Raw genomic sequence first — 12,095 nt, 5'->3', positions numbered from 1 at the left:
CGCGTCCGGGCGCGAGGGAGATCAGGATGGGGCGTTCGCTGAATCTGGAAGGGAAGGTGGCCTTGGTCACTGGCGCGTCGAGCGGGCTCGGCATGCAGTTTGCCAAGGTGCTCGCGCAGGCCGGGGCAAAGGTCGTGCTGGCCAGCCGCCGGGTGGAACGGCTCAAGGAGTTGCGCGCTGAAATCGAGGCGCTGGGCGGGGCGGCCCACGTGGTACCGCTCGATGTGACCGATTACGACAGCATCCGCGCGGGCGTGGCGCATGCCGAGACCGAAGCGGGCGCCATCGACATTCTCATCAACAATTCCGGGGTTTCCACACAGCAGAAGCTGGTCGACGTCACGCCGCAGGAATACGACTACGTGCTCGACACCAACACGCGCGGCGCGTTCTTCGTGGCGCAGGAAGTGGCGAAACGGATGCTTCGACGCGCCAAGGGCGACCCGCAGCGCCAGCATCGGATCATTAATGTGGCGTCGGTCGCCGGGCAGCGCGCGATCCCGATGCTCGGTGTGTATTGCGTGAGCAAGGCCGCCGTCATCCACATGACGCGTGCGATGGCACTCGAATGGGGCCGTTTCAATATCAATGTGAACGCGCTGTGCCCGGGTTATATCGACACCGAAATCAATCACGACCACTGGCAGACCGAAGCCGGGCGCAAGCTCATTCAGATGTTGCCGCGCCAGCGCGTCGGCGAGCCGAGCGATCTCGACGGGCTGATTCTGCTGCTGGCATCGGACGATTCTCGTTTCATCAACGGCTCGATCATGACCATCGACGATGGTCTGGCCGTGGGCTGAATGACGTGAATTGGCCGCATGCTGCAAGGTGGGTCCCCGATTGCGCAGGCTCGCTGCAATGCGGCAATCGGGGATTGTCCGAAGCAGTCAGTGTGCGGGGGGCGGGCGCATAATTCGTCGATGCACACGGGGTTGTGAAGGACGTCGCGCTTCAGGGTGCGCCAGACGTCGGAACCCGAATCGTCTCGAGGACACCATGCGTAATCCAGGCTGGCGGGGGCTCATCGGAGTCGCGCTTGCCCTCGCCGCAACGGCATTGCCCGTTGCCGCTCAAACCTACAAGCCCGAATACACGCTGTCGATCGTGCCCGATGCGGGCACGCCTTGGGGCAAAGGCACGCAACTCTGGGCCGATATGGTCCGGGAGCGCACGCACGGGCGCATCAATATCAAACTGCACCCCGGGGCGGCGCTGGTCGGTGGCGACCAGACGCGTGAATTCTCGGCGCTGCGGCAGGGCGTGATCGACATGGCCGTCGGGTCGACGATCAACTGGTCGTCGGCCATTCCCGAATTCAATGTGTTTTCGCTGCCGTTCCTGCTCAAGGGATATCGCTCGCTCGATGCCCTCACGCATGGCGACGTGGGCCGCGAACTGTTCCGCCGCGTCGAGGAGCAGGGCGTCGTGCCGCTGGCGTGGGGCGAAAACGGCTTCCGGCAACTGACCAATTCGCGCCGCCCGATTCGCTCGCCCGACGACATGCGCGGCTTGCGTTTTCGCGTGGTCGGCTCGTTGCTGTTCAACGATATTTTCACGGCGCTCGGGGCGTATCCCACTCAGATGACGTGGAATGACGCAATTCGTGCGCTGCGCTCGCGCAAGATCGACGGGCAGGAAAATCCGATGACGATCTATAACAATGTCCGCCTCGACACGGTCGGACAGCGTTACGTCACGGTGTGGGATTACGTGGCCGACCCAATTGTCTTCGTGGTCAACCGGCAGGTGTGGGATAGCTGGTCGGCGCAGGACCGCGACATCGTACGCGACGCCGCCATGGAAGCCGCTCGCTTCGAAATCACCCTCGCGCGGGAAGACCTGCTCAGCTCCGGGCGCGCGATGTGGGAAGACCTGGAGACGCGCGGCGTGAAGGTGACACGGCTCACGCCCGACCAACGCCAGCGGTTCATCGACGCGACGCGCCCCGTCTACACGAAGTGGAAGGTGCTCGTCGGGCGCGATCTGGTGGAGCGGGCCGAAGCTGCGGTGAAAGGCGACGAGGTTGCGACCAACCGAGCAGAACCCCTACGCCGCTAGTGCACGGCCACTGGGCCAACGCGCTACACTTTGTCTCCATGACGCCCTGCCGACCGTCGGCGGGGCGTTGTCTTTTCACCATGGAGAATTCGCAGTGTCGTCGCAATACAAGGAAGTCTTTCGCATGAGCATGCCGATTCGCTGGGGCGATATGGATGCGTTCGGTCACGTCAACAACACCGTCTATTTCCGCTATATGGAGCAGGTGCGGATCAGTTGGCTGGAGACGCTCGACATCGCCGCGGAAGAGCGCTCGGCGGGCGAGGGCCCGGTCATCATCAATGCGCACATGACGTTCCTGAAGCAACTGCGTTACCCGGGCGACATCGATTGCCGGATGTTCATCGGCGAGCCGGGACGCACGAGCGTGGACACCCGCTTCGAACTTCGCCGCGCCGATGCGCCCGACGTGATCGCGGCTGAAGGCGGCGCAAAGATCGTGTGGGTGAACTATCTGGAAGAGAAGTCGGTGCCGCTGCCGGCATCGATTCGCGCATTGGTGGCGTAAGCCCGCGCAGGGGCGCGGGCGTGGCTGGGAGGTTCAGTCGCTCAGCAGCTCAATCACCGAGCAGCCGTTGAACCAGTTCGGTGGCGGTGCCCGCGCCGTATTTCTGCATCAGGCGCGCGCGGTAGATATCGACCGTGCGCGGGCTGATTTCGAGAATCTTGCCGATCTGCTTGCTGGTCTTGCCTTGCACCAGCTGTGCGGCAATTTCTCGCTCGCGTGCGGTGAGGGCGACGGCGACGCGGCGCGTGGCCGACATGTCCTCGAAGGTCCAGAGGCCGGCCGCATGGGGATCGTTCACATCGAGCGAGCGCCCCGTCACGTGGCACCAGAACAGTTCGCCGTTCCCCCGGCGCATGATGCGCTCGTCGGAATATACGCCCTGCGAACTCATGATCGGCGGAATGCGCTCGCCAATGCGTTCGAACTCTTTCGGGGAGGGGTACAGCACCTGAAACGACTGGCCGATCAGCGCTTCGTGCGCATAACCGAAGATTTTGCCAAGCTGGCGATTGCAGTCTTCGATGATCCGCTGGCGCGAGATGACCAGACCCACCGGGGCAATATGAAAGGCTGTCTGGTAGTCGAACGTCGGCATGGGGGCTGGGCGGAGCAGGGGGCTGATCGGGGCGGTCCGTGCGCCGGCGCGCCGTGTGCAGCGGCCCGGCACGCGGGAAGATATGTAATTTCACGTATTGTGCCCCATTTGCACGGCACCGTAAGCTCTATGATTGCATGAGACGCGTGGCCGCAAGGTGGGTTCGGGCAGCGCGAGCCACGCAACGCGCAAGCGCGCGGCATAATTTCAATTCTCAACCGAGGGAAAGGGACAAACGATGAACAAGGTATTCGCCAGCGCCAAGGAGGCGCTCGCCGGTGTCGTCGCAGACGGGCAAACGCTCGCCGTCGGCGGCTTCGGCCTGTGTGGCATTCCGGAGGCCCTGATCGCTGCGCTGCGCGACTCGGGTACGAAGGGGCTCACCTGTATCAGCAACAACGCGGGCGTCGACGGTTTCGGCCTCGGCCTGCTGCTCGAGACGCGTCAGATCAAGAAAATGATCTCGTCGTACGTCGGTGAGAACAAGGAGTTCGAGCGCCAGTATCTGGCCGGCGAACTCGAACTTGAATTCACGCCGCAAGGCACGCTCGCCGAAAAGCTGCGTGCCGGCGGTGCCGGTATCCCGGCATTCTTCACCAAGACCGGTGTGGGCACGGTCGTCGCCGAAGGCAAGGAAACGCGCGAATTCGACGGCGAAACCTACGTCATGGAGCGCTCGCTGCGCGCCGACGTCGCGCTCATCAAGGCCGCTAAGGCCGACCGCGCCGGTAACCTCGTGTTCCATCGCACGGCGCGCAACTTCAACCCGATGGCCGCCATGGCCGGAAAAGTCACGATTGTGGAAGTCGAAGAGCTGGTCGAGACCGGCGCCATCGATCCGGATGACGTGCACCTGGCAGGCATCTTCGTTCAGCGCATCGTGCTGAACAAGACGCCGGAAAAACGCATCGAACAGCGCACGGTACGTGCCAAGTAAGCGCCGAGATCAAGGAGATAACCATGGCATGGAATCGTGATGAAATGGCGGCGCGCGCTGCGCGTGAGCTTGAAGACGGCTTTTACGTAAACCTCGGCATCGGCTTGCCGACGTTGGTGGCCAACCATGTGCCGGACGGCATGGAAGTCTGGCTGCAATCGGAAAACGGCCTGCTGGGCATCGGCCCGTTCCCGACCGAAGACGAAGTCGACGCCGACATGATCAACGCCGGCAAGCAGACGGTGACGACGCTTGCGGGTTCGTCGATCTTCTCGTCGGCCGACTCGTTTGCAATGATTCGCGGCGGTCACATCAATCTGGCGATCCTCGGGGCGATGCAGGTCAGCGAGAAGGGCGATCTGGCGAACTGGATGATCCCGGGCAAGATGATCAAGGGCATGGGCGGCGCGATGGATCTCGTGGCCGGTGTCGGCCGCGTGATCGTGCTCATGGAGCACGTGGCCAAGGGCGATGCGCACAAGATTCTGAAGGCGTGCGATCTGCCGCTCACAGGCGTGGGCGTGGTCAATCGCATCATCACCGATCTCGGTGTGATCGACGTGACGCCGGACGGCCTCAAGGTCGTCGAGCTGGCAACGGGCGTGACGAAGGAAGAAATTTCGCAGAAGACCGGCGCACCGCTCGATACGAGCGCTGTCTGAGGGCTGAAGCGTTACTGAAACGTTGCTGAAACGTTACTGAAAAGTTAATGCGCTGAGGGCAGCCGGGCCGTTGAACCCGGTTGTCGATGGAAGGCAAAACGGGCGGGGATATCCCCGCCCGTTTTGTTTTGTCGCACCGCTGCCGGTGCTGCTCGAAAGTGCCCGGCGCTGCCCGGCGCTGCCCGGCGCCGCTCAGATCGCGATTACTGCGCGACCCAGCCGCCATCCATATTCCACGCGACACCGCGCACTTGCGCACCGGCATCGCTGCAAAGAAACACGGCGAGCGCGCCGAGCTGATCGGGCGTGACGAATTCGCCCGACGGTTGCTTCTCGCCCAACAGCGAGCGTTTGGCGTCGTCGCTCGACAGGTGTTCGCGCGCCGCGCGATCGTCGATCTGCTTCTGCACGAGGGGTGTGAGCACGAACCCCGGGCAAATCGCGTTGGCCGTCACGCCGCTTTGCGCGTTTTCGAGTGCCGTGACTTTCGTCAGGCCGACGATGCCGTGCTTGGCGGCAACGTAGGCCGACTTACCGGCCGAGCCGACCAGACCGTGCACCGAGGCGATGTTAATGATGCGGCCCCAGTTGCGCGCACGCATCTTCGGCAGCGCGAGGCGCGTGGTGTGGAAGGCCGACGTCAGATTGATCGCGATGATCGCGTCCCATTTGTCCGTCGGAAAATCCTGAACTTCGGCCACGTGCTGAATGCCTGCATTGTTCACGAGAATGTCGACGCCGCCGAATTCGGCTTCGGCGTATTGCATCATCGCTTCGATCTCGCTGGCGCGGCTCATGTCGGCACCGTGGTAACCGACTTTCACATCACCGTGGCCGGCCTTGGCGGCGGCCTCGGCAATGGCCTTGCGGGCAGCGTCGGCATCACCGAATCCGTTCGCGATCAGCGTGGCCCCTTGTGCCGCGAGCGCCTGTGCCATCCCCAGTCCAATACCGCTGGTCGAGCCGGTCACGAGGGCGATCTTTCCTTTCAGCATTACGTCGTCTCCGTTGGCATATTGCGTGTGAAAGTTGCCGCGAGCCGCCGCGACTGAAGCCATATGCGGCCTGTGTGCGGCCCATGAGTCGACCCATTCTAGCTTACGGTTCGCTGCAAGCGCGGTAGAATTCGGGCTGAATACCGATCTATACGATCCCTACCGATCCACATCGATCCGACGAGTCTGCCATGTCGAACCACGCGAACCACGCGAACCACGTGCCACGTCTGTCGAGCGTTCAGTGTCTGAGCCCTTCCGGTCTGCACCGCATGGCGTATGCCGAGTGGGGCGACCCCGAGAACCCGCGCGTGTTGGTGTGCGTGCATGGACTGACGCGTTGCGGCCGCGATTTTGACGCGATGGCGCGTGCGTTTGCCGACGACTATCGTGTCGTATGTCCCGACGTCGTCGGGCGCGGTCAATCAGACTGGTTGCGCAACGCGGCAGGCTACGTCGTGCCGCAGTACGCCTCCGACATGGTCACGCTGATTGCGCGTCTTGGCGTTGCGACGGTCGACTGGTTCGGCACGTCGATGGGCGGACTGATCGGGATGGGGCTGGCGGGTTTGCCCGACTCGCCCATTCGCAATATGGTGCTCAACGATGTGGGCCCGCATATCGATGCATCGTCGCTGGTGCGCATCGGTCAGTACGTCGGTATCCCGAAACGATTCGCGTCGATCGACGAAGCGGTCGATTATCTCTGGTCGATCTCGTCGTCGTTTGGGCCGCACACGCGAGAGGAGTGGCGCGCGCTGAGCGAGCCATTGCTCAAGGCGGACGGCGACGGCTACGTGCTTCGCTACGACCCGGCGATCGGTGCCGCGTTTTCGGCGATCCCGGCTGAGGCGATTGCCGCTGGTGAGGCGATGCTCTGGGCGTCGCTCGCGGCGTTCCCGGGCCGCACGTTGATCGTGCGCGGCGAGCAGTCCGATCTGCTCTCGCGTACAACGCTTGAACAAATGCTGGCACACGCACAACATGCGCGTGCCGTAGAAATTCCCGGCGTGGGTCACGCGCCCACTTTCGTGCATGACGATCAGATTCAGATCGCACGCCGGTTTTTTGACGGATACGCCGACTGAATTGGCGCCGATGCGCGCCAGACGGTGGTGGGTCCGAAGTCTTAGAAGAACACGAGGAGTCTTACATCATGGCAGTACAACGTTTCTACGTCGAAAAGCGCTGGTCGGATATGGCTGTGCATAACGGCACCGTCTATCTGGCTGGTCAGACGCCCGACGACCGCACGCAGGACATGGCGGGTCAGACGCGTCAGGTACTCGCCCACATTGATCGCCTGCTCGCCGAGGCTAACAGCGACAAGACCCTGATTCTCTCGTGTCAGATTTTTATCTCCGACATGAAGCACTTCGGTGAAATGAATCAGGTGTGGGACGACTGGGTGCCGGCCGGCAATGCGCCGCCGCGCGCGACGGTCGAGGCGGCCTTGGCCGACCCCGCAATGCTCGTTGAAATTGTGGTCGTGGCCGCGCAGCGCGAAAGCTGAGTGCACGATCCGTACCCTGAGGGGCACTCGCTGCCCCGCGTAACGACATGACCCAACATCAAGCGCCGACGCCCGCTGCCACGAACTCGACGAATTCCAAGAATCCGACGAGTGCCACGGCGGGCGTGGGCGACGCATCGCCGCCCGCGTCATTGCCTGCTGCATTGCCCGCGACGCTCGACGACGCCCTCGCGTTTGCCGGCGTGCTGTGCGGCGAGAACGTCCTCTCGTCCGGCGAGCCGGTCATGGCGCATGCGCGCGGCATGCTCGCCATTCTCGACACGTTGCGCGTGGACGAGGCGACACATCAGGCCGCAGCGCTTTTCTGCGCGGGCGAATTTCTCTCCGATACCCAAACGACGCTGACGCAGAAGTTCGGTGCCGAAGTCTGCGCGCTGGTCATCGACGTCCGTAAGTTGCAGCGTCTCTCGGGCGCAGGCTCGCTGGCGGCACACGCCATGCCGTCGGACGGACGCGACCGCGATGCCTCCGATGAACGCAAGTCGCAGGTGGAAGCCTTGCGTAAGATGCTGCTCGCGTTCGCGCAGGACATTCGCGTCGTGATGATCCGGCTGGCGTCGCGGTTGCAATCGCTGCGCTGGTATGCCGCGCAGAAGAAGGCGCCGCCGGAGGACATGCCCCACGAAGTCCTCGAAATCTACGCGCCGCTGGCAAACCGTCTCGGGATCTGGCAACTGAAGTGGGAGCTGGAAGACCTGGCGTTCCGCTTTCTCGAGCCGGTGACGTACAAGCAGATCGCCAAGTTGCTCGAAGAGAAGCGTGTCGAGCGGCAGACCTTCATCGAAGGGGCGATCGAGCGGTTGCAGGACGAACTGGCACGCGCTGGTGTCAAGGCCGAAGTGTCCGGCCGGCCGAAGCACATCTTCAGTATCTGGAAGAAGATGCGCGGCAAAGCCGTCGACTTCGCTGAGCTTTACGACGTGCGCGCGTTTCGTGTGATCGTGGACGACATCAAGGATTGCTACACGGTGCTGGGCATTGTCCATAACCTGTGGCAGCCCATTCCGAAAGAGTTCGACGATTACATCTCGCGGCCCAAGCCCAATGGCTACAAGTCGCTGCATACCGTGGTCATCGGCGACGACGGCCGGGCGTTCGAGGTGCAGATCCGCACGCACGAGATGCACCACTTTGCCGAGTACGGCATCGCCGCGCACTGGCGTTACAAGGAAGCGGGGCAGCGCGGGTATGGCGGCGCGTTTTCGGCGGGCGACGCTTACGACGAGAAGATTGCGTGGCTGCGGCAGTTGCTGGCGTGGAAAGACGATGTTGCAGACACGGTGGGCGCCGAAGGGGCTGCGCAGCCGTGGGAGCAGCTCAAGCGCGCGACCATCGACGACCACATTTATGTGCTGACGCCGCAGGCGCGCGTGATTTCGTTGCCGCAGGGCGCCACACCGATCGACTTCGCGTATCACCTGCATTCGGAGCTGGGGCATCGCTGCCGTGGCGCGCGGGTCGACGGCGCGATGGTGCCGCTCAACACCGGACTGCAAAACGGCCAGACGGTCGAGATCGTGACGGTCAAGCAGGGTGGGCCGTCGCGCGACTGGCTCAATCCGCAGTTGGGGTATTTGCAGAGCCATCGGGCGCGGCAGAAGGTGCGCCAGTGGTTCAACACGATCGATCTCGAAGAGACGATTTCGCACGGACGAGCGCTGATCGACAAGACCTTGCAGCGCGAAGGCAAGACGTCGGTCAATCTGGAAGAACTGGCGGCGCGGCTGGGCTTCAAGACGCCGGACGACCTGTACGCGTCGGTGGCGAAAGACGAGTTCAGTCTGCGTCACGTCGAGCAGGCGCTGTCGGGCAACCTGCCCGGGCCGGATCCGCGTGATGAAGATACGCTCGTTGCCAAGAAGAGTCTGGATACGAGCGTTGCGCAGGGCGCGAAGAGCGGCGTGCTGGTGGTCGGTGTGGGCGCCTTGCTCACGCAACTGGCCAAATGCTGCCGTCCGGCGCCGCCCGATCCGATCGTGGGGTTCGTCACACGCGGCAAGGGCGTATCGATCCACCGGCAGGACTGCACGAGTTTTCAGGCGATGAAGGCGCGTGCGCCGGAGCGCGTGATTCAGACTGCTTGGTCGGGCGACGTGCTTGAGGGCCGTGGCGTAGCGGCATATCCGGTCGATATTCAGATCGAGGCGACCGACCGTCAAGGGCTGCTGCGCGACATCTCGGAAGTGTTTTCTCGCGAGAAGCTCAATGTCACGGGCGTGAGCACCCAGTCGAAGGGGGCGCAGGCGTTCATGCAATTCACCGTCGAAGTGCGCGATGGCGGCCAGTTGCAGCGGGCGCTGGCGCAACTCACCGGGGTGACGGGCGTCGTGTCGTCCCGGCGCCGATAGGCGGGCAACGCCAGACGCACGCACGGCAAAAGCGGGACAAAACCGGGCGGGGAGGGCTGAACGGTGGCGCGGTTTCTGCGCAAGGAAGCTGCCGGAAAGCCCCGCCCGACGCGGTTTTTGGTGATCAGGCACAATAATCGCTTGGCGATGTGCGGAAATCTTGCTAGAATCTCGTTCTCTTGCAATAGGCTCGTAGCTCAGCTGGTTAGAGCACCACCTTGACATGGTGGGGGTCGTTGGTTCGAGTCCAATCGAGCCTACCAACGAATTTTGAAGCATTACAGTCCGCGAGACCCCGCAGACACAGACGCTGGAAGAAAACACTCATGTTGAAAACGGCCCGAACTTTCACAGTGGTGAAGGTACGACGTTAGTCGAGGGTGTTTTTCGTCTGGATGCAAGGAATGAAGAGACGGCCTCGACGACAGTCGAGGCCGTTTTTTTTCGTGGTTTTGCCGCGTGGCGTGGGCCGCGCGTGACGTTTTAGCGCATGGGAGTGCGACATGATTTCGGTACGTTTGCCTGACGGTTCGCAACGCCAGTACGAAGCCCCGCTGACGGTGGCCCAGGTCGCCGGCTCGATCGGCACGGGTCTGGCCAAGGCGGCTCTCGCCGGTCGCGTCGACGGTAAGCTCGTCGATACGTCCTATCTGATCGATCGCGACGTAAATCTGGCAATCGTCACGGACAAGGACGCCGACGGTCTCGACGTCATTCGTCACTCGACGGCTCACTTGCTGGCATACGCCGTCAAGGAGTTGTTCCCCGAGGCGCAGGTCACGATCGGCCCGGTCATCGAGAACGGCTTCTACTACGACTTCGCCTTCCACCGCCCGTTCACGCCGGAAGACCTCGAAGCCATCGAGAAGAAGATGCACGAGCTCGCCAAGAAGGACGAGCCGGTCACGCGCGAAGTGCTCTCGCGTGACGACGCCGTGCGTCTGTTCCTGTCGATGGGCGAGAAGTACAAGGCCGAGATCATCGAATCGATCCCCGCGACGGACGAAATCGGTCTGTACCGCGAAGGCAAGTTCGTCGATCTTTGCCGCGGCCCGCACGTGCCGTCCACGGGCAAGCTCAAAGTCTTCAAGCTGATGAAGGTGGCCGGCGCCTACTGGCGCGGCGACGCGAAGAACGAGCAGTTGCAGCGCATCTACGGTACGGCCTGGACGAAGAAGGAAGATCAGGAAGCGTACCTGCACATGCTCGAAGAGGCCGAAAAGCGCGATCACCGCAAGCTCGGCAAGGCGCTGGACCTCTACCACATGCAGGAAGAGGCGCCGGGCCTCGTCTTCTGGCACCCGAAGGGCTGGACGCTCTGGCAGCAGATCGAGCAGTACATGCGCCGCGTCTACCGTAACAACGGTTACCAGGAAGTGAAGGGTCCGCAGATTCTCGACCGTTCACTGTGGGAGAAGTCGGGCCACTGGCAGAACTACAAAGACAACATGTTCACGACGGAATCGGAGAACCGCTCTTACGCGCTCAAGCCGATGAACTGTCCGGGCCATGTGCTGATTTTCAACTCGTCGCTGCACAGCTATCGCGATCTGCCGCTGCGCTACGGTGAATTCGGTCAGTGCCACCGCAACGAGCCGTCGGGCGGCTTGCACGGCCTGATGCGCGTGCGCGGCTTCACGCAGGACGACGGTCACATCTTCTGTACGGAAGACCAGATTCTCGACGAGTGCGTGAACTACACGGCCTTGCTGCACGCCGTGTACAAGGATTTTGGCTTCTCGGACATGATCTACAAGGTCGCAACGCGCCCTGAGCATCGTGTCGGTTCCGACGAAAACTGGGACAAGGCCGAATTCGCGCTGATGGAATCGCTGCGCCGTTCGGGCTGCGAATTCGTGATCGCCGAGGGCGATGGCGCGTTCTACGGTCCGAAGATCGAGTACACGCTCAAGGATGCGCTCGGCCGTCAGTGGCAGTGCGGCACGATGCAGGTCGATTTCTCGATGCCGGAGCGTCTGGATGCCGAGTACGTGGCGGAAGACAACAGCCGCAAACGCCCGGTTATGCTTCACCGTGCCATTTTGGGTTCGTTAGAGCGTTTCATCGGTATTTTGATCGAGCACCATGCTGGTGCAATGCCCGCCTGGCTGGCGCCGGAGCAGCTGATCGTGATGAATGTGTCCGAAAAAACGGCCGATTACGCACTCGAAGTGACGAAAAAGTTGCAAGAACAAGGGCTTAGGGCCCGGGCCGATTTGCGCAACGAGAAAATTAGCTATAAAATACGCGAGCACTCGTTGCAGAAAGTTCCCTATCTCGTGGTAGTGGGGGACAAAGAGCAAGAGGCGAATACGGTAGCCGTGCGTGCCCGTGGCGGCGTGGATCTGGGTGTGATGCCCGTTGACGCGCTCATCGAACGTCTTGCGCAAGAATGCGCATCGTTCCAATAACGCCTGTCGGACAGCGCGGCTAAATTTTTGACTTTTTTCGAGGA

Annotated in this window: 11 protein-coding genes and 1 tRNA gene; 10 read left to right on the top strand and 2 right to left on the bottom strand. The window is 62.3% G+C overall.

Annotated elements, in window-relative coordinates:
- The first annotated feature begins 26 nt into the window (after nucleotides 1-26).
- From PIN31009_RS15740 to PIN31009_RS15730, 3 genes are all read left to right on the top strand, one after another.
- A complete protein-coding gene (locus PIN31009_RS15740; protein ID WP_058378161.1) occupies nucleotides 27-803 on the top strand; it encodes an SDR family oxidoreductase in 777 nt (258 codons plus the stop codon).
- 196 nt (nucleotides 804-999) lie between these two features.
- Nucleotides 1,000-2,061, top strand: a complete 1,062-nt coding sequence (locus PIN31009_RS15735) for a DctP family TRAP transporter solute-binding subunit (protein ID WP_150684510.1) — start codon at nucleotides 1,000-1,002, stop codon at nucleotides 2,059-2,061.
- A gap of 94 nt (nucleotides 2,062-2,155) precedes the next feature.
- Nucleotides 2,156-2,569 carry an acyl-CoA thioesterase gene (locus tag PIN31009_RS15730; RefSeq protein ID WP_150684509.1) on the top strand — a complete coding sequence of 138 codons (414 nt, stop codon included), beginning with the start codon at nucleotides 2,156-2,158 and terminating at the stop codon, nucleotides 2,567-2,569.
- A gap of 49 nt (nucleotides 2,570-2,618) precedes the next feature.
- Here the strand turns inward: PIN31009_RS15730 and PIN31009_RS15725 are convergent, their stop codons facing one another.
- Nucleotides 2,619-3,164, bottom strand: a complete 546-nt coding sequence (locus tag PIN31009_RS15725; RefSeq protein WP_150684508.1) for a PAS and helix-turn-helix domain-containing protein — start codon at nucleotides 3,162-3,164, stop codon at nucleotides 2,619-2,621.
- Nucleotides 3,165-3,402: 238 nt separating this feature from the next.
- Between PIN31009_RS15725 and PIN31009_RS15720 the strand changes: the two genes are divergently transcribed.
- Together PIN31009_RS15720 and PIN31009_RS15715 are read left to right on the top strand one after the other, a co-directional pair.
- A complete protein-coding gene (locus PIN31009_RS15720; RefSeq protein ID WP_058378164.1) occupies nucleotides 3,403-4,101 on the top strand; it encodes a CoA transferase subunit A in 699 nt (232 codons plus the stop codon).
- 23 nt (nucleotides 4,102-4,124) lie between these two features.
- Entirely contained in the window at nucleotides 4,125-4,763 is a 639-nt protein-coding gene (locus PIN31009_RS15715; protein WP_058378165.1) for a CoA transferase subunit B, read from the top strand.
- Nucleotides 4,764-4,966: 203 nt separating this feature from the next.
- Here PIN31009_RS15715 and PIN31009_RS15710 read toward each other — a convergent pair whose 3' ends face one another.
- A complete protein-coding gene (locus PIN31009_RS15710; RefSeq protein WP_150684506.1) occupies nucleotides 4,967-5,758 on the bottom strand; it encodes a 3-hydroxybutyrate dehydrogenase in 792 nt (263 codons plus the stop codon).
- 191 nt (nucleotides 5,759-5,949) lie between these two features.
- On the opposite strand from PIN31009_RS15710, the gene PIN31009_RS15705 reads away from it, so the two are divergent.
- From PIN31009_RS15705 to thrS, 5 genes are all read left to right on the top strand, one after another.
- Nucleotides 5,950-6,846 carry an alpha/beta fold hydrolase gene (locus tag PIN31009_RS15705; protein WP_150790832.1) on the top strand — a complete coding sequence of 299 codons (897 nt, stop codon included), beginning with the start codon at nucleotides 5,950-5,952 and terminating at the stop codon, nucleotides 6,844-6,846.
- Between the two features lie 68 nt (nucleotides 6,847-6,914).
- Nucleotides 6,915-7,271 carry a RidA family protein gene (locus PIN31009_RS15700; RefSeq protein ID WP_150790831.1) on the top strand — a complete coding sequence of 119 codons (357 nt, stop codon included), beginning with the start codon at nucleotides 6,915-6,917 and terminating at the stop codon, nucleotides 7,269-7,271.
- A gap of 47 nt (nucleotides 7,272-7,318) precedes the next feature.
- Nucleotides 7,319-9,640, top strand: coding sequence for a RelA/SpoT family protein (locus PIN31009_RS15695; protein WP_281355871.1), 2,322 nt, complete (start codon nucleotides 7,319-7,321; stop codon nucleotides 9,638-9,640).
- A gap of 186 nt (nucleotides 9,641-9,826) precedes the next feature.
- A tRNA-Val gene (locus tag PIN31009_RS15690) sits at nucleotides 9,827-9,903 on the top strand.
- Nucleotides 9,904-10,143: 240 nt separating this feature from the next.
- A complete protein-coding gene (thrS, locus tag PIN31009_RS15685) occupies nucleotides 10,144-12,051 on the top strand; it encodes a threonine--tRNA ligase (protein ID WP_058378169.1) in 1,908 nt (635 codons plus the stop codon).
- Nucleotides 12,052-12,095: the final 44 nt, after the last annotated feature.

It is taken from the genome of Pandoraea iniqua (assembly GCF_902459685.1).
GTDB lineage: Bacteria > Pseudomonadota > Gammaproteobacteria > Burkholderiales > Burkholderiaceae > Pandoraea > Pandoraea iniqua.
The sequence above is the reverse complement of the archived record's forward strand: the minus strand, read 5'-3'. Positions and strand labels throughout refer to the sequence as shown.